The following is a 16,983-nucleotide window of genomic DNA, read 5'->3' as shown; positions in this document are numbered from 1 at the left end:
GCGTTATTTAGCTTCTCCTATGAGTGTAAAGGCTGCCCAGTCTCTGGGATGAGGATGTTTTACCATGGTCGTCAGCATTGCTTGTCGCAGCGCTTGGGCTTTGTCAGGATTGTTTTGTAGATTTTGATAAAATTCCTGCATCAGGGAGGCTGTGGAGGCATCTGGTACTGTCCACAGGAATACAATCACACTGGGTACACCTGCCGAATAAGGGAGCGTGATAAACCGATGACGCCATCCCCGGTAATTCGACCTTGACCCGTATTGCAGGCGCTGAGGACAACCAATTCGGCGTTCAGGTTCATGGTGAGGATTTCATCTGCCGTGAGTAAACCGTTATCGTTAGTAGAAGGGGCTAATGCGATCGCACTCCCTAATCCCCAGATTTCATCGAGTATGCCATGGGTGGCTAGGTGAATAATCCGGGCGTTTGCCATGTTCTCAACCACGGTAATTTTTCAAATGACGGTTCAAGATGATCGTCGAGAAAACGAACTGATCACTCTCTTTCAACTCCAGAAACCTGCCAACGCAACTCGCAGCGGTACAGATGCTGTTCTTTATTTCAATGGACGCTATATCCCCTTTGAATTAAAATCAACGACAAGTTATTCTGTGACAACTGTTCGTGATTTTGGGTTAACTCATATTCAAAAGTGGCAAGATAAACACTGGTTATTTGGTTTCTACAATAAGGAGGGCGCAAAATTAAACTATTGCCTTTACGGTTCTCCCCAAGCCATGGAAAAATGGATTCATGAAAAAGAAGCTTACATCTTACCTGACTACAAACTCGCTCAGCTTGCCCCTGAATTACTAACCTTTAATGTGCTTTACAAAATTCTGGGGCAAAAACAGATTTATACCCTTGAAGATGCGCGTCGTCTGCAAAAGAAACAGTATACCATCCAGCAATATCGTAACCAGATGGACTTAACTCAAGGCTATTCACCTGAACGAATGCTTGCTATCTTAAAGGATAGATGTCGCTATTTAATCGAGAGAGGTTCGACCTTAAATAATCCTCACATTCCGGCGTCTTATTTTCAAGGTTGGGAACGGATTACCGAAAATCATGCTCAGCGTCTGCGGGAATTAGTAGCGGAATTTCTTGACTATAAAGCTTGAGCAATAGATACAGCCACTCTATACGCCATTGGTGGGGGAACAGCATTGCCAATTTGACCTAGGGCTTTATAAACAGCACCATCAAATGACCAGGATTGAGGAAAGCCTTGCAAAATCGCACAGTCAGGTACAGATAAGCGAAAGTGACCATTATCTGGTACAAATAAATGCGCCTGTTCTCGATTGAGAGCAACTCCATTGGGCCAAATTTGTAGTTTTTCCCAAATCTTTTGCGCGGAAACACTACTCAACACTGATGTGGTATGACGGGGACCGGTGAGAGAACTGCGAATGGTAGGAGATAACGCATCAAATCCTATATTAGGTAGTCCTAATGCTTCACGCACGCCCATACAAGGTTGTAACGTTTCAGACGGGTCGAGGAGCGAAAATAGATCTAGCTGAACATGAGGTTTAATTTTATCCGTAGGCAAATGATGCCAACTGTGGGTGGGGAGAGGGGACTGGTAATTTGACGCCATTTTTTCCTGACGAAACCCCACAAAAAATACACGCTTTCTCATTTGAGGAATTCCGAAGGATGGCGCTGCGAGGATAACTCGAATCAGCGTATAGTTCTGACGCAGGGGATGTTCAACAACCTCTTTAAGATATGAGCTGAATTTTTTGCCCACCAATGCTGTAACATTTTCCGCCACGAAAGCAATTGGCTCAATTTCTAATACAGCCCGGATGAATTCTGGAAACATATCCCGGCTGTCTTCTTTTCCTTGCTGACGACCAGCGACAGAAAACGGTTGACAGGGTGGACCGCCATGGATTATGTCAACTAAGCCCCGATAGTCTCGCCAGTCTACCTGGGTAACATCTCCTTGTTCCCCCCCAAACACAGTCCACTCTGGTCGAATGTTCCTCAAGGTAACACCAGATTCAGGTAAGATATCGTAGGATGCGACATGGGTAAATCCAGCTCGATCAAAGCCTAGGTCTAAACCGCCACCACCACTGAACAAAGAGAGCGATCGCCAGCCGTTACTGGCTAATTGTGGCATCAGGTCGTCTGGATTGAGCCGAGGTACATTAATCGGATGAATCGGTGTTCGTCCCTCACCCCGGACAGCTTTGGCTTTAGCTCGACTCGACGCCTGAGAACGTTTCCTGTAAACCTCTCGTTCTTCGTCAGTGATGTCCCAGCCTTGATGCCAAGATGATGCTGCCATAAATGGGTCTCCAGATCAAAGGTTTCAGCTCCCAGAAGTTTATATCAAGTCCTGTTAATTGCCCATAATAGCAATATTCAGCTACTCTGTTTTTTTGTTACAAAAATTAATAATTTCTAAAATTACCTGATCGCCAATTTGAGGCTCTAGGATACATTCAGCTAAAAATGTATTGAATTCTACATAAAATTGACTGAAATATCTTTATTGCTTCCCCACCATCTCAACCTAAAACATTTTGAACGACTGATACAGGGCAAGGTTGATGTCCCAGTTCTGAGCTAGTTTGACAAAATCTTGATGAAAATTAACGTAGACTTCACGATTACTTTACCCACAAGTGATCCGTCTCAGTCTACTGTAACTATGCTAATGACTGATTTTTATTTGTTGTGTTGCCAATTTATAAAAGTAAACCAACGGCGAAGACATGCAGCGTGATAAAACTTTTGTGGATTACCACCCGGTCGAGAATAATTTGGGTAAATAGGGGTGTAATTAGTCCAAAAAGCTGGATTAATAGAGAGGCTAAGATAATTTGCCCAATCAGCATCCGGTAGGGGGATAGGGCGCTGATAAATTTACCGAAGGAGGTTTTTTGACTTTCTACCTCTTTGAGGCGTTCAGTTGGTTCGATGAGTAACGCATAACCCGTCCAGCCTTCTAGAAACGCTTGGCGAGAGATTTTGCGCCTACCCACCGCCGGATCAGCCACCAACATGCGATCGCCTTTACACCAGTAAACTACAACATAATAGACCGATAAATCCGTCTGGGCTATCCAATCCTCTGGGATGGTTTGAGGATATCCCCAACTGTCACCAATATTCGGGGGTGAACTGTCATCCTTTTGACTGGCAATGTCACCGTGACGCAACCAGAAACGACCCGCGTCGGCTGGGGTGGATTGGATTAAGGGTTCTCCGGTGGGAATCTGTTCAGCGTCTAAATAAGGAAGGAGTTGCTGGAGATCCTGGCTGGGAATGTCTGCCAACTCGGTGTTGGTTTTGAGAAAGAGGAGGCGTTGGCGGTGGCTAATAGTTGAGGTGAGGTAGTCTTGAAGCAGAGGAAGCCGCTCAACCCATTGATTGAGTTGGGTTTCAGCCATCCGCGCCACCAGACCGGAACTAACCGCCCGGACTTGATAGGGTAAAGTGCGATCGCCAACTAGAGTATCTGCGCCAAAACTATCACCAGATTCTAGCACCCCAGCCGATACATGACGTTTTTGGCTGGGATTGTAACCCAGTAGCCGCACCCGACCTTGACAAACGAAGTAAAGGTCACTAGGGTTCAGTTCAGATTGACCCGAATTCGGGGATTGGCTGGAGGCGCGATCGCTAAATAAGTCATCACTGAGTTCAAATTAATACCATTCTAAACCTTGACAAAACTCCGATACCAAATCGGCATCAACGTCCCATTGGTTCAGGAACGAGTGGATCACAGCCAAGTTCTGAGTCTCAGTTGGTGATGCCTGATCGTGCAATTGCCCCCGATTTTTGAGTGTCTGATTCATTTCTAACTCCTCAGCCTGGGCATGTTCAAAAGCATCAGCCGCTACACTACCAAATTAGGTAATACTTTTTGAGTACCTTTAGGTCGTTGACAAAAACGAGGTTATATTTTATACCGAGAAACTATCCCTTCGGGTGTGGGATGTTGGGTGTCGGGTGTCGGGTGTGGTTTGTATAGCAGTACTCAGGCAGGTAGTGACATTCGTTACTGTTCCCTGTTCCCTTTCCTAACCAAAATGTCCCGCCTTAGACCGATAACCTCGAAGATTATGATTTTGAGTTCATGCGCCATGATATTCTAAGACTTTGCCACCTGATCCACAGAGTACGGCAAGTTTTTGATATTCCATGAGCCTTGACAAAAACGGCATGTTTTCATCTGACTTTCCCCAAGAAAATGGACAATCTGGTCACAGTAGTAGTAATGTAACGCTCACCGATGAGGCGGGGCGATCGCTAAGTTGTTCAATCGAGCATTCTCTGAATGTAGAAGGCATTGACTATTTACTCCTCCTCCCTATCGATTCCCCCATCGAAATAGTCGCTTGGGATGAGGATGATCAAGCCGACGATCTCGCGGATGCTACCCTCGTAGAAGACGAGACAGAAATCGATGAAATCTTCTCCGATGCCCAAGCGGTTCTCGCTGAACAAAATCTCACCCTGAAACGCACCGCATTTACGCTAACCGTCGCGGGTGAACTTCCGCCAGCGGATGAGGAGGAGATTCTCAGCATTGAACTCGCCGAAGAAGATGTGGAACTCGAACCCGAACAATTGCAATTGTTGGCGAATTTTTACCATGAAGAACAAGAGTACGGAATTTACACTCCCATTGATCCCCTACTCTTTTTCGCCAAACATAACTCTAAAGGTCAATTAGAACTATTATCTCCCGAAGAATTCCAAAAAGTCCAACCGCTGCTAGAAGAGTTATTATTTGAAGATTTAGATTAAAAATGACATAAGACGTAGCTTTATTCTCGCGCAAGCGAGTATGACAAATGACAAATGACGAATGACAAATGACGAATGACAAATGACGAATGACAAATGACAAATGACAAATAAAACGATTCAACAATTCTCTAAATGGTCTTATTATCTTGCCTTACTCCCAGTAACCATGGTAATCGGTTTATGGCAGGGGTGGGCATGGTGGAGTTGGGTACAGTCTCCCCCTGTCGATCAATCCTTAGACCCATCAACCAATACCTTACAAATCCAGATTCCTACCGGAACAGCCGCCCAGCAAATCGGTTTTGATTTAGAAGAAGCGGGTTTAATTCGTTCAGCCAATGCGTGGAGACTCTGGGGTTATTGGTTAAGACTGCAAGATCCAGAGGGTGGATTTAAAGCTGGAACCTATAAACTATCCCCCAGTCAACCTTTACCCGAAGTCGCCCAAAAAATTTGGACGGGTGAAGTGATGCAACTCTCGTTCACGATTCCCGAAGGGTGGTCCCTCCAGCAGATGGCAACCTATTTTGAATCCCTGGGATATTTTAAAGCGCAAGACTTTCTGGCGGCGGCGAGTCAAATTCCCGACGATCAGTTTCCCTGGTTACCCAGTAACTTACCGCACCTAGAGGGCTACTTATATCCTGACACCTATCAACTACCGAGCGATCGCGTCACGCCTCAACAAATTATTAACCAAATGCTCAAACAATTTGAGCAGGTGGCTTTACCCGTATATCAACAGGGACAACAGCAAACCCAACTCAGTTTACATGAGTGGGTCACGTTAGCCAGTATCGTGGAAAAAGAGGCAGTCGTTGCCGATGAACGCCCCCTGATTGCCGGGGTATTTACCGCCCGTCTCCGCCGAGGAATGAAACTGGAATCTGATCCGACGGTTGAATATGGATTAGGCTTTCGCCAAACGGCAGATCAGCCCCTAACTTATGCCCAAGTGGGAACACCCTCTCCTTATAATACCTATCTCAATCCCGGATTACCGCCTACCCCCATTGGCAGTCCCCGAGTAGACAGTTTAGAAGCCACACTCAATCCCGAACAAACAGACTATCTCTTTTTTGTTGCCCGCTATGATGGCACTCATTTATTTAGTAAAACATTAGAAGCCCATGAAGCAGCAAGAGACGCCATTCGTAAACAACGGGAAGCGCAGCAAATTCAACAACCTTAAAAATGGAGCTTATTGGGTAAATTTTTGAACCCGTTAAAACGGGTTTGAGCTTTAAGCCAGAACTTTAGTTCTAGGCTGCGATCGCGAAGACTGCTACGCTAGAGGAAGCAGGAACGCTGCTACAACCATTCGGTGGGAATAAAGTTATTGGCTGAGGACAAATCACGGCTTATGTCTTGGGTATCAAACTTAGAAAAGATGGCTTGGGTATCAAACTTAGAACCGGACTTAGTTCTGGGGGGTCCGATCTTGAGTTTGAGTCGAGATATCCTGCAACACTATACGCTTAAAGGATTAGTGCTGGATGTGGATGAAACCTTGGTTCCGCTGAAAGCCTCCCAAGCCTCAGAAGAACTCAGGGCATGGGTTGAAGACATTAGACCCATCGCCTCCCTGTGGCTGGTGAGTAATAATCTGAGTGAGACACGGATTGGTGGGATTGCTAACTCCCTGAATCTGCCTTATCTCCACGGTGCGGGTAAACCATCCCGACGCAAATTAAAACAAGCCGCCGCCGCGATGAATTTGCCTGTGGAACAAGTAGCCATGGTAGGCGATCGCTTGTTTACAGATGTCTTAGCTGGAAACCGACTCGGTATGTTTACCATTCTCGTCGAACCAATGATGGACCCCACTCAAACTGCCTATTCTTCTCCCATTCGCGATTTTGAAGTCTGGATCACTCAAATTCTTGGCGTATCACTGCCCAGCAAGCAACATAAGTTTACAAAAGATGATAAATCAAGACAAACTGAAATATAAAGAAAAGATTAGGAAAAAGCAGGTAGTCAAAAAATCATGAGATTCTAATAATAGTTCAAATGGGGTCAGCCATAATAAAGACCCTAACCATAATAAAAACACCTGTTATAATTCCATAGCGAGCGCTATATCCCTTAGTTGAGGACGTAGCGCTCTATTGTGTTGAGATGGGAATCTGGGGAAGCTGGGGGAGCTGGGGAAGCTGGGGGAGCTGGGGGAGCTGGGGAAGATGGGGAAGCAGAGGAAGCTGGGGAAGCAGAGGAAGCTGGGGAAGATATGACGAATGACAAATGACAAATGACAAATGACGAATGACTAAAACAATTGTTGTCAAAGTGGGTACATCCAGCCTGACTCATCCAGAAACGGGTCAGCTAGCGCTGTCAACGATTGCGATGCTAGTGGAAACGCTGACTAGGTTGCGTTCCTCTGGGTATGGTGTAGTCTTAGTCACCTCTGGCGCCGTGGGAGTTGGGTGTGGACGATTGGGATTAAAGACTCGTCCTCAAACCCTCGCCCTCAAGCAAGCTGTCGCGGCTGTGGGTCAGGGACGATTAATGCGAGTCTATGATGATTTATTTTCCAGTCTTCAGCAAGCGATCGCGCAAATTTTGTTAAGCCGCCAAGACTTGGTACAGCGCAGTTGTTATGTTAATGCTTACGCAACATTTCGAGAACTGTTGCAGCTTGGTGTCATTCCTGTAGTTAATGAAAATGATACCGTCGCTGTCGAGGAACTCAAATTTGGCGATAACGATACCCTTTCTGCAATGGTGGCGAGTTTAATCGAAGCCGATTGGTTATTCTTATTAACCGATGTTGATCGACTCTATTCGGCTGATCCGCGTCAAGTCCCTGATGCTGAACCGATTACCCTGGTGAACAGCATGGAAGAATTAGCCGAACTTCAGATACAAACTGGGAAAGCGGGTTCTCAGTGGGGAACAGGGGGAATGGTAACAAAAATTACCGCCGCTAGAATTGCCACGAGTGCGGGAGTGAGAACCGTGATTACTCAAGGACGACACCCCGAAGCGATCGAAAAAATCTTACAGGGAGAACCATTAGGGACGCAATTTGCCCCCCAACCGCGAACCGAAAACGCCCGTAAGCGTTGGATTGCTCACAGTTTAGTTCCGGCGGGTAAGCTGTATTTAGATGAGGGTGCAGTGAAGGCAATTTGTCAAGGGGGTAAGTCTTTATTAGCCGCCGGAATTACTGCAATTGAGGGTAATTTTCACGCCTCAGATGCAGTACAACTCTGTGATAGTCATGGCTTAGAAATGGCTAGAGGATTGGTTAACTACAGCAGTCTAGAATTACAGAAAATTCGGGGACATAAATCAGCCGACATTCCGGAAATTTTGGGCTACGGTGGAGCCGAAACCGTCGTGCATCGAGATAACCTAGTTTTGAGTAATGTCTGAAGGCGATTCGCAAAATTATACCTGTTGAATTGGGACAAATAATTATGAACCGACTATTGAACGCTCAATTAATAGTTGTCTTGGCTGGAGCATCACTTTATTTTCTGACTGGAGTGGAGCCAGGGATTGCCCAGCCTGAACAATATTGTGATGATCCGGGTTCAATTCCAGCAGCGGAGACAACCAGAAACTTAGAACTCGATAGGTTTGGCATAGAACTCACCATCCCCTCCAATTTCAGAGCCATGCGCCTTAACAACGGCAACGTCAAAATTGTCGATCCAGGCACTTATGAATTATTATCTTGCATAGCTAGAGGTGGAGAAGCATTGGGGCGTGGATATGCTTACACCTTAGTTCGCACCGTTGAAAATCCAAACAATCTAGAATTACGTCAATTGGTGGAACAAAAGAGTAGAGAACATGAAAAAATATCACCCTATACTTTTGATGGTAAGCAAGGCTATCTAGTTGAATATCGGAATCAAGAGGCTGTGGGGATTCCCGATGCTCATGCTGAGTTTTGGCTGAATATAAACGATGTTCCCGGAGCCGTTGTCATTTCTAAAAGCTGTGATTGTTCAGGAATGAGTGAAAGCCTAGTGTCATTACTTGAGCGCTCAAGTTTACTCCAACCAAGCCAAGCCTCAACTCCATAGCGCGATCGCGAACCAGACAGCAAGCAATCCCATCCTTGAAGTGCAGCCGACATTACCCTCAATTGTATGTCACTGACATAGCTTACGTTCGTAGTTGCGCTGTCTTCGCCATCAGCGCTCGTATCACCCATTACAAACGATGACAAACCCTTAAGTCGGATGGCGCTGACTTAAGCTGAGTTCGTAGTAGGCACTTTAGAGCCAGAAGAAGCGCTAAAGCGCTTACTACAAACAATTTAAACAAGAAATTGCACTACTGTTATTTCAAGCGGATCGGCTAACGATTGGTCACGCTAGTCACTTAGTCCAGATGTCAGATAATGCCTTCCGGGAATTGCTAAAACAGCGCCAAATACCCCTCTATAACTACGATATTGAAGACTTCGAGCTAGATCTAAAAAACCTGCGGGAATTGGATCGGCTGTGATAGTTATTAGTGATATTTACGTCTTTACAAACTTAGGCATGTCGAATGTGGGATAAAATAATATTGATCGCCTAATTGGGTGGTTAATAAACTGCCCCAACCCGGAGAATTGTGAAAATGTCTGCAAGAGAACAACTTATTCAGGAAATTGCTCAAGCTCCAGATTTTTTAGTTGAGGAAGTTTTAGATTTTTTACTGTTTACTAAGTCTCGTAAAAGTCCGACCAAATTTCATGACAAGCAAAAACAAATCCGTCCATTTGCCCTTTGTGCAGGAGAGTTTACAGTCCCCCCAGAATTTAACGATCCATTGCCTGATCAGATTCTTCGTGATTTTGAAGGCTAATTGTTCAAACAATGAAATTATTGTTAGATACTCACATTTTCCTCTGGTTTATCAGTGGTAGTCCTCAGCTATCAGCAACCTTTCGTGATACCATTCAAAATCCTAACAATGATGTTTATCTGAGTGTTGTCTCGTTATGGGAGTGTATCATCAAGTATCAACTCGGCAAACTCTTACTCCCAGAGTCTCCTGAAATTTATTTGCCCAAGCAACGGGAAGGACACCAGATTGATAGCCTTGCTGTTGATGAGGCAAGTGTGGTTCAGTTGATCAACTTACCCTCACTACACCGCGATCCATTTGACCGATTACTGATCTGTCAGGCTTTACAGCACAACTTGACAATTGTGACGGCTGATACAGCAGTTATGGCTTATCAAATAGCTCAGTTTCTACGATAGCTGATCAAAAGAGCGATCGCGCAATGGTTGAGCAATTGCAAAATACAGTCTCGATCCAGGTGAATCTGAAGCGATCGCTTTAGCACTGGAAATCAATGCTGACTTGTTACTCATTGATGAGCGTCGTGGTAGAACAGAAGCGAACCGTCTGGGCATCCGGATTACTGGCTTGCTGGGAGTATTGGTGGAAGCCAAAAAACGAGCGTTCATTCCTGCTGTTCGACCTTTACGAGGAAGTGCAATCTGCTTGACAATAGCTTTCATCTAAGCTTGCTCGGCTGCAATACTGTCCCAGATTGCTTGCACAAGATGAATTCTATCTTCAATGCTGAGGGCTGCTATTTCATTCAACGTAGCTGTGATGTCCATGCTGAGCAACTATTCCTATAACTACTTCAACTCGCCTATGTAATAGGCTCAGACAGCAAACCAGACATTTCTAACACACGATCTGACCAAATTTTAGCTTGTTCGGCAACGTTCATCCGTTGTCCATCATCTGCCCAAATATTTGACCAGCCGAATTGCCAACGAGCCAGTTGTACTTGTAACTCAACTAAATCCGCAGCCTTTTCTATTCCAGCATCCATTGCTGTCCACTCGATGAAGAACTTGCTTTCTCTCATCAGATATTCGACAGTGTTACTACTAGCTCCACGCTGAACAAGAGATTTGATTCGAGCTAAGTTAGCAGCTAACCCACCTAAACGAGCTGACAAATCATCTTTTAGATACCGTTCGCGTAAAGCATTCCAGTCTTTCATACCCCTCCTAATAAGTTTTGAACAATTTGGGCAACCTGTTCCCGAATTTCAGGATTGAGAATTTCCATTGAACGGTTATTTTGCCTCGGACGGATGTTGATCAGGGATTCGTATGTCACAGTTTGGGTATCTGGATACCAATCGGCTCCCCAGATATCTGCCTGCTGACTGCCATCTTCAAGCAATGCTGTTTCGCAATCTGCATGGAACTCTCCACCACCAGCGAGAATAGCACGCCGAATATCTACTGCCAACTTAATGTAAACACTCAGGGTTTCAAGCATTTCATCGATTTGCGCTTTCGTGGCGCGAGTACGGATGATGTGAATCATGCAAAATCCTTCTGAGTAAGCAGATCCATAGTTTATCAGGGAATTAGTAAAGTACAATTTTCGTTACATCCTGCATCTGCCACCCGGTTTACCCATGCTTTGTGACTACCTAGTACAAATCCTCACCGCCCGCGTCTACGATGTTGCCCAAGAAACCCCGCTAGAATACGCCCCCAATCTATCCACCCGCCTGAATAACAAACTCCTACTCAAACGGGAGGATATGCAATCCGTCTTTTCCTTCAAACTGCGCGGGGCGTATAACAAAATGGTACAACTCCCCCCCGATATGCTGGCACAGGGCGTGATTGCAGCATCTGCCGGAAACCATGCCCAAGGCGTCGCCTTGGCTGCGCGTCAGCTAGGCACCCAAGCAATTATCGTTATGCCCGTAACCACACCCCAGGTTAAGGTAAATGCGGTTAAAGCCCGTGGGGGAGAGGTGGTTTTGCAGGGAGAAACTTATGATGAAGCATACGCCTTTGCCCGGAAACTGGAAGCCGAAAAAGGGTTAACCTTTATTCATCCCTTTGATGATCCCGATGTGATTGCCGGACAAGGTACGATTGGTATGGAAATTCTCCGCCAATATCAGCAACCCATCCATGCTATTTTTGTGGCAATTGGTGGAGGCGGATTAATCTCTGGGATTGCCGCGTATGTAAAACGGTTGTATCCCCACATTAAAATAATTGGCGTTGAACCCGTGGATGCGGATGCCATGTATCAATCCCTGAAAGCTGGGAAACGGGTGCGATTGCCCCAGGTGGGCTTATTTGCTGATGGGGTGGCGGTGCGAGAAGTGGGGGAAGAAACGTTTCGCCTGTGTCAACAATATGTGGATGAGATTATTCTGGTGGATACTGATGCCACCTGTGCCGCGATTAAAGATGTTTTCGAGGATACACGTTCTATTTTAGAACCCGCTGGGGCATTAGCGATCGCAGCCGCGAAAACCTACGTTGAACGCGAGCAAATTCAGGGACAAACGTTAGTTGCCGTTGCTTGCGGTGCTAATATGAACTTTGACCGTCTTCGCTTTGTTGCAGAACGGGCAGAATTTGGTGAACGTCGCGAAGCTATCTTTGCTGTAACAATTCCCGAAAAACCGGGGAGTTTGCGTCAGTTTTGTGAATGCTTAGGTAAACGAAACCTAACTGAGTTTAATTATCGCATCTCTGCTGAAAACGAAGCACATATTTTTGTCGGTGTTCAAATTGCCAACCGCAGCGACGCCGCTAAGATGATAGAAGCCTTTGAAGGGTGTGGATTCAAAACCGTAGATTTAACGGATGATGAACTGACAAAAATGCACCTGCGGCACATGGTAGGTGGACATTCTCCCTTAGCGGATAATGAATTACTTTACCGCTTCGAGTTTCCTGAACGTCCGGGTGCTTTAATGAAGTTTGTCGGTTCTATAAGTCCTAACTGGAATATTAGCCTATTTCACTATCGTAATAATGGGGCTGATTATGGGCGCATTGTGGTGGGAATGCAGGTTCCGCCGCACGAGATGGAGGAATGGCAAGGGTTTCTGGATACTCTGGGTTATCGCTATTGGGATGAAAACCAGAATCCGGCGTATAAGCTGTTTTTGGGATAGTTGTAGCGCTACGCGCCAGGGAGGGAAGAGGCAATAGGCAACACCTCGACTTCGCTCGGTAACACGCTCGGTGTGTCATAGGCAATAGTGAAGACAAAAGCTTACCTTACAAGGAATTAAGCGGTTTGAATTTTTCTTCATTTGTCCTAACCTTAGTGCGTAGTTCTATATGACTAGAGATGTTGGGTTTCGGCGCGTCAAGCCAACCTACATGGATAGGCAATTATACTGATTACTATAAATAATTAATTGGGCATAACATCGTCAAATTTGAGCTTTAAGTTTGGCAAGAGGTAAGATGTAATTGTATCTCTCAAGCGATATTTTTGCTGCTGATACGTCCCCTGAATGAGTTGGCATACTGTAAAAGTGGGTTGTTTGGGGTTGCCAATGAATTGCCAACCGCCTAAGCCGCGAAAGTCTACAATCCAGAATTCGGGAATGCCTAGAACCGCATACTCTTCTACTTTTCTGGCATAGTCATCTTGCCAGTTGGTGCTAACAACTTCGGCAACGAGTTTGATTGTTTTGCCATTGCAAATAATTGGCTCTTTCTTTTTTATTCACATCTTATACCAGTGGCAACAATCAGCCAGGGATTCAAATCCCTGGCTCAAAGCTCAAGTCAGCTAAAGCTGACTGGATAATAGTTTTAGTCCATTTTAATGGACTTTAGGTTTTAGCCCGGAGTTTGAACTCCGGGCTCCGGGCGGATGTCTAGATCTCTGAATTATCGCTTCTCTAAAATTGCTCGCATATTTGGAATAGCAGCTTCAATCATTTCCGGTTTCACAGATGTCTGTTGCCAACTTTCTCGCTGCTCAAGCTGCTGTGACCATGTTTTTAGGGATGGGTAATTGTCTAGAGATAAACCGAATTGAGGCAAGGAGGGAACCAGTGTTCCAGCTACGATATCCGCTAGGGTAATTTGATTGTTGACAAAGTAAGACTGTCTCGCTAAATTATTTTCATAAAATTGAATAATTTTCACTATGCGTTGCCGAGCATTGTCAATTTTATCAGGCTTAATTTCTAGTCCAACTAATTGTTTCATTAACGGAATCATCAGCGGTTGAAGTTCATTGACGGCGATCATTTCTACCATGCGAACCGTTGCGATCGCGTTAATTTCATTAGGCATCAATGATGGCGTTGGATACTTCGCCTCTAAATAGTCCAAAATGGCTAACGATTCAACAATCCGAAATCCGTTATCGATGACGACAGGAATTTGCTGAAGTGGGTTAATGGCGGTAAAATCCTCACTCAGGTGATCTCCATCTAGATTCACCAAAATTGGCTCAAAGGGAATTTGTTTTTCCAGTAATGTTACCCAGACTCGACGAGCGTTAGCAGAGATAGGATTGTAGTAGAACTTTAGCATTAGATTATCAGTAATTATTGGGGTTTTCAACAATCATACCCTCACTGGCTGCGGCTATATTCAAGTCGTTATCAGCAGATACAAATGTCACACTAGGCAAACTGTTAGCCCTGCAAAGGACATTTATCGCACAACCTGCTGCTAGTTGAACGGCGTCGTAGCCTCTTAATCCGTAGGCTTCAGCTAATTCCATTGCTGAGTTGATGATGCTCTGTTGAATTTCGACGACTTGATATTCGGATTGTAGATCACTCTTTAATTGATGACATACTGCTGTCGCATCCGTAGCACTTATACTTCCGTCACGCGATCTTCGGGTAATTGCAGCAATAATTTCCACAGATGTTATAGAAGCAATCACTACATCATTATTCAGTTGTGGGTCAAATAAATTCAAAACCCATACTGAACCTATCTCATTAATGTAGCGTTTAACCAATGCACTGCTATCTATAAAATAAGCTGCCATTTAGCGGCGTTCCTCAATGATTGTCTCAGACATAGGCTTACCCTGCACCTGAATCAGACGCCGTTCAGGTTGCTGATGATTAGAAGCGTCTTTGAGTTGTTTAACTAAACCAGAGGTTAACAGCGCTTGGTGAAATTTTGTGCGTTGAGCAGCTACTTCTTTGTCAGTAAGATGTTTTTGGATAGCCAGATTAAGTTGCTGTAGTTCCTCTGACTTAAGCATCTCTAACTGATTGAGGATTTGATTCAGGATTGTTTGTGGCATAGCCTTTTAGTTTTTCGTCATCGAGTTTGTCTCCTATTTTACGGCGGATACTCAAAAAGTATGGGAATTAATTGGGATCGGGTTGGGCGCGATCGCACGAGCATTAAGGACTAGCAAGCGCTCCTGAATGCGCTGGGTTATGGCTATATAATTGTGTTGGTTGTGAATCATGAGATGTTGGGTTTCCTGCGTCAACCCAACCTACAGTGATGGGTTAACGCACTGATTAATTTATGCTGGTGAATGTTTTGCCTCAAGCTTTTCAATCGCTGGATTCAAGCAGTTTTCAACCAGCCATTCTAAACGATATCCGCTAAGCTTGCCTTTCCTGTTATCGGCTTCTTCGAGCAATAAATCCCGAACCGATTTAAGCCAATCCAATTCTTCAATAAGTTTCTCGTTAACCCAATCTAATTTATATCGTTCGATTAGCCCTGCGCCAATAGTTTTTTGGTGTTCAAAGTTCATAGACACAATTTTTTCCACAAAAACGGCTGGATCGATGTGTTTTAATATAGGAATTTCACTGTATATCCCCGACACATCTTGATTCTCCAAACTCCTTGGGCAAATCATTTTATAGAACTTCCCTATATCGCTCTGCATAGTAGCAAGTAAAATTTTAGCCTCATTTGGCAGACTTTCAATCCTTGCCTCCTCGCTAATTTTGTTAATGTAGGAACTAAATTCTTTAAATTCGTCAAGCTCTCTTCCTTGGACTTCGAGTCCCCGGTAGATTCCATATATATTCTCAATTACTTGAGTTAAAGGAACATATTGAGGAGAGGACTTAAGTTGATCATTTTCTCTTAACTGATCAATATAAAGCTTTGAATCCCGTAAAATATCTTCTTTACTTTTACTATATAGACCAACATTAGATAAATTTAACAAAAGTCCAGTGACATACGTGATCTCCCCAATATCAATAAATTGTCTATTAGCATATTCTGATTCAAGTTTATTGAGTAAAGTAGAGAACTCATCATCAGCTAGATCGATAAAGTGCCGCAATCTAACCCAATCAGGTGTATTTTTATCCTGAAAATATTTACTAGTTGACAGTGATTGCTCTAGCTCCTGCCTATCTATAATGCCTTTATCAAAAAATGCTTGCCACCATACTTTACTAGGGAATGGATCATAGAGCTTAAGCTGGGGATACTTGTTAACGATGTTCTGAGGTGAAGTTAGCTCCTCACTATTCTCATTTGTTCCTGAACTAGATTGTTGATGAGAATAACTGTCTATCTCTTTTATACGTTTTTCCCGTTGATATGCAAATTCTTCTTGCAATTCAAGAATTTGTTTTGGGAGTAGTCTTCCTGATTTTATCTCAAGAGAAAAAACAGTGAGTATGTTCAAAATATCTTTAAGAAACTCTAGCTTATTTTTTGCCTTATCTGGTAGTTTTTCAAAAATTCGATCAAACTCTAAAACAACTTGCTTGAGAATTCTGAGATTCTCAGATTCTGCTTCTTCGTATAACTTTTGGAGTAATTGAGTATTGTCAGATAAGAACTGTCTGACATCTGAATTGTTCGCTACAGTAATAAAATTTTCTAAGGCTCCCTCAAAATCAAGAGTTACACCAAAAGTTTTACCAATTAACTTTTCCTTGATGTCTTTATAGCTACTCTCTTTGAGTAATTCATCCTCATTAGCAATGATAACTACCTTTAGATCTTGATGTTCTACAAAGTAGTTGATGTATCCTAATATGCTGCCAAGCTCTATTTTGCAACGTTCTAAATCATCGAATATTAAAATACTTTTATCAGCATCTTTAAGATAATCAGGAAGATTTTCTTGTGTTTCGAGTTTGATGTTTTCTATATCAAATTTTATTGTGCTTTTTATTGCTTCTTTAAAAATTTTTTCTATTATTGCCATTCCCTTGAACGCTCGTACAGGATGTAATTGCTGAAAGAAAGCATCTTCTATCTCAGAAAAGGTAGTCATTCCGTAAAGACTAACATACAAGCATTTCTGCTTATGTGCTTTTAGCTTTTCGTAGTACTTTTTGATAAACCATGTTTTCCCCGCTCCCCATTGCCCTTTGAGTAAAACAGCAAACCCAGGTGCGTGGGATAAACTACAATAATAATCTAAGTAGGCTTCGATATGGCTATTAGGATTGTTCTCAGAGGTCATAGTTCTTGTTC

The 16,983-nt window shown here is 43.9% G+C and carries 20 protein-coding genes and 4 pseudogenes; 11 read left to right on the top strand and 13 right to left on the bottom strand.

Translation table 11 applies throughout. The features are described from left to right. Positions 1 to 3 precede the first annotated feature (3 nt). A pseudogene (locus tag RIG66_RS03855) lies at positions 4 to 431 on the bottom strand (CHAT domain-containing protein); the annotation flags it as partial. Between the two features lie 4 nt (positions 432 to 435). Between RIG66_RS03855 and RIG66_RS03850 the strand changes: the two are divergent. Then, positions 436 to 1,128 carry a hypothetical protein gene (locus RIG66_RS03850; RefSeq protein WP_446375375.1) on the top strand — a complete coding sequence of 231 codons (693 nt, stop codon included), beginning with the start codon at positions 436 to 438 and terminating at the stop codon, positions 1,126 to 1,128. Here RIG66_RS03850 and RIG66_RS03845 read toward each other — a convergent pair. The 3 genes from RIG66_RS03845 to RIG66_RS03835 form a co-directional block, all read right to left on the bottom strand. Further along, positions 1,116 to 2,309 carry a DNA cytosine methyltransferase gene (locus RIG66_RS03845; protein ID WP_446375373.1) on the bottom strand — a complete coding sequence of 398 codons (1,194 nt, stop codon included), beginning with the start codon at positions 2,307 to 2,309 and terminating at the stop codon, positions 1,116 to 1,118. The genes RIG66_RS03850 and RIG66_RS03845 overlap by 13 nt on opposite strands. 403 nt (positions 2,310 to 2,712) lie before the next feature. Further along, positions 2,713 to 3,606: a cysteine peptidase family C39 domain-containing protein gene (locus tag RIG66_RS03840; RefSeq protein ID WP_446375436.1), complete on the bottom strand. Its 894-nt coding sequence runs from the start codon at positions 3,604 to 3,606 to the stop codon at positions 2,713 to 2,715. A gap of 69 nt (positions 3,607 to 3,675) precedes the next feature. Next, positions 3,676 to 3,828 (bottom strand): hypothetical protein, encoded by a 153-nt coding sequence (locus RIG66_RS03835; protein ID WP_446375371.1) that lies wholly within the window; start codon positions 3,826 to 3,828, stop codon positions 3,676 to 3,678. Positions 3,829 to 4,195: 367 nt separating this feature from the next. On the opposite strand from RIG66_RS03835, the gene RIG66_RS03830 reads away from it, so the two are divergent. From RIG66_RS03830 to RIG66_RS03790, 9 genes and pseudogenes are all read left to right on the top strand, one after another. After that, positions 4,196 to 4,783: a DUF3727 domain-containing protein gene (locus RIG66_RS03830; protein ID WP_446375369.1), complete on the top strand. Its 588-nt coding sequence runs from the start codon at positions 4,196 to 4,198 to the stop codon at positions 4,781 to 4,783. Positions 4,784 to 4,886: 103 nt separating this feature from the next. Continuing rightward, positions 4,887 to 5,978, top strand: a complete 1,092-nt coding sequence (gene mltG / locus RIG66_RS03825) for an endolytic transglycosylase MltG (RefSeq protein ID WP_446375367.1) — start codon at positions 4,887 to 4,889, stop codon at positions 5,976 to 5,978. Between the two features lie 198 nt (positions 5,979 to 6,176). Continuing rightward, complete coding sequence (locus RIG66_RS03820; protein WP_446375434.1) at positions 6,177 to 6,740, top strand: YqeG family HAD IIIA-type phosphatase; 564 nt, start codon at positions 6,177 to 6,179, stop codon at positions 6,738 to 6,740. Between the two features lie 159 nt (positions 6,741 to 6,899). Beyond that, the gene (locus tag RIG66_RS03815; RefSeq protein ID WP_446375365.1) at positions 6,900 to 7,034 is read left to right on the top strand and encodes a hypothetical protein; all 135 of its coding nucleotides are present in this window, start codon (positions 6,900 to 6,902) and stop codon (positions 7,032 to 7,034) included. A 17-nt stretch (positions 7,035 to 7,051) separates the two neighbouring features. Further along, positions 7,052 to 8,167 (top strand): glutamate 5-kinase, encoded by a 1,116-nt coding sequence (gene proB, locus RIG66_RS03810; RefSeq protein ID WP_446375363.1) that lies wholly within the window; start codon positions 7,052 to 7,054, stop codon positions 8,165 to 8,167. 44 nt (positions 8,168 to 8,211) lie between these two features. Beyond that, positions 8,212 to 8,826, top strand: a complete 615-nt coding sequence (locus RIG66_RS03805) for a hypothetical protein (RefSeq protein WP_446375361.1) — start codon at positions 8,212 to 8,214, stop codon at positions 8,824 to 8,826. Between the two features lie 232 nt (positions 8,827 to 9,058). Further along, a pseudogene (locus RIG66_RS03800) lies at positions 9,059 to 9,253 on the top strand (UPF0175 family protein); the annotation flags it as partial. A 117-nt stretch (positions 9,254 to 9,370) separates the two neighbouring features. Beyond that, positions 9,371 to 9,598, top strand: a complete 228-nt coding sequence (locus RIG66_RS03795) for a DUF2281 domain-containing protein (protein WP_446375359.1) — start codon at positions 9,371 to 9,373, stop codon at positions 9,596 to 9,598. A gap of 11 nt (positions 9,599 to 9,609) precedes the next feature. Beyond that, the gene (locus RIG66_RS03790) at positions 9,610 to 9,999 is read left to right on the top strand and encodes a type II toxin-antitoxin system VapC family toxin (protein WP_446375357.1); all 390 of its coding nucleotides are present in this window, start codon (positions 9,610 to 9,612) and stop codon (positions 9,997 to 9,999) included. Here the strand turns inward: RIG66_RS03790 and RIG66_RS03785 are convergent. The 4 genes and pseudogenes from RIG66_RS03785 to RIG66_RS03770 all read right to left on the bottom strand — a co-directional run bounded on the left by RIG66_RS03785 (position 9,991) and on the right by RIG66_RS03770 (position 11,095). Continuing rightward, entirely contained in the window at positions 9,991 to 10,263 is a 273-nt protein-coding gene (locus RIG66_RS03785) for a hypothetical protein (RefSeq protein WP_446375355.1), read from the bottom strand. The two genes, RIG66_RS03790 and RIG66_RS03785, sit on opposite strands and share 9 nt — an antisense overlap. A 3-nt stretch (positions 10,264 to 10,266) precedes the next feature. Beyond that, positions 10,267 to 10,368 (bottom strand): annotated as a pseudogene (locus RIG66_RS03780) (addiction module protein); the annotation flags it as partial. Positions 10,369 to 10,403: 35 nt separating this feature from the next. After that, positions 10,404 to 10,763 carry a hypothetical protein gene (locus RIG66_RS03775; RefSeq protein WP_006104700.1) on the bottom strand — a complete coding sequence of 120 codons (360 nt, stop codon included), beginning with the start codon at positions 10,761 to 10,763 and terminating at the stop codon, positions 10,404 to 10,406. Next, positions 10,760 to 11,095 carry a DUF5674 family protein gene (locus RIG66_RS03770; protein ID WP_446356551.1) on the bottom strand — a complete coding sequence of 112 codons (336 nt, stop codon included), beginning with the start codon at positions 11,093 to 11,095 and terminating at the stop codon, positions 10,760 to 10,762. The genes RIG66_RS03775 and RIG66_RS03770 overlap by 4 nt, the downstream gene beginning before the upstream one ends. A 94-nt stretch (positions 11,096 to 11,189) precedes the next feature. Here RIG66_RS03770 and ilvA point away from each other — a divergent pair, with 94 nt between their 5' ends. Beyond that, positions 11,190 to 12,701: a threonine ammonia-lyase, biosynthetic gene (ilvA, locus tag RIG66_RS03765; protein WP_446375352.1), complete on the top strand. Its 1,512-nt coding sequence runs from the start codon at positions 11,190 to 11,192 to the stop codon at positions 12,699 to 12,701. Between the two features lie 245 nt (positions 12,702 to 12,946). On the opposite strand, the pseudogene RIG66_RS03760 reads toward ilvA, so the two are convergent. From RIG66_RS03760 to RIG66_RS03740, 5 genes and pseudogenes are all read right to left on the bottom strand, one after another. Beyond that, positions 12,947 to 13,258: pseudogene (locus RIG66_RS03760) on the bottom strand (Uma2 family endonuclease); the annotation flags it as partial. Positions 13,259 to 13,431: 173 nt separating this feature from the next. Continuing rightward, on the bottom strand, positions 13,432 to 14,085 hold the full coding sequence (locus RIG66_RS03755; protein WP_446375350.1) for a glutathione S-transferase family protein: 654 nt from the start codon (positions 14,083 to 14,085) through the stop codon (positions 13,432 to 13,434). 7 nt (positions 14,086 to 14,092) lie between these two features. Then, positions 14,093 to 14,554: a type II toxin-antitoxin system VapC family toxin gene (locus RIG66_RS03750; RefSeq protein WP_446375348.1), complete on the bottom strand. Its 462-nt coding sequence runs from the start codon at positions 14,552 to 14,554 to the stop codon at positions 14,093 to 14,095. Then, positions 14,555 to 14,818 carry a hypothetical protein gene (locus RIG66_RS03745; protein ID WP_446375346.1) on the bottom strand — a complete coding sequence of 88 codons (264 nt, stop codon included), beginning with the start codon at positions 14,816 to 14,818 and terminating at the stop codon, positions 14,555 to 14,557. It abuts the gene before it with no gap. Positions 14,819 to 15,049: 231 nt separating this feature from the next. Then, positions 15,050 to 16,972 carry a P-loop NTPase fold protein gene (locus RIG66_RS03740; protein ID WP_446375344.1) on the bottom strand — a complete coding sequence of 641 codons (1,923 nt, stop codon included), beginning with the start codon at positions 16,970 to 16,972 and terminating at the stop codon, positions 15,050 to 15,052. Positions 16,973 to 16,983 lie beyond the last annotated feature (11 nt).

The sequence above is a fragment of the Coleofasciculus sp. E2-BRE-01 genome (assembly GCF_040221695.1).
Classification (GTDB): domain Bacteria; phylum Cyanobacteriota; class Cyanobacteriia; order Cyanobacteriales; family Coleofasciculaceae; genus Coleofasciculus.
The sequence above is the reverse complement of the archived record's forward strand: the minus strand, read 5'-3'. Positions and strand labels throughout refer to the sequence as shown.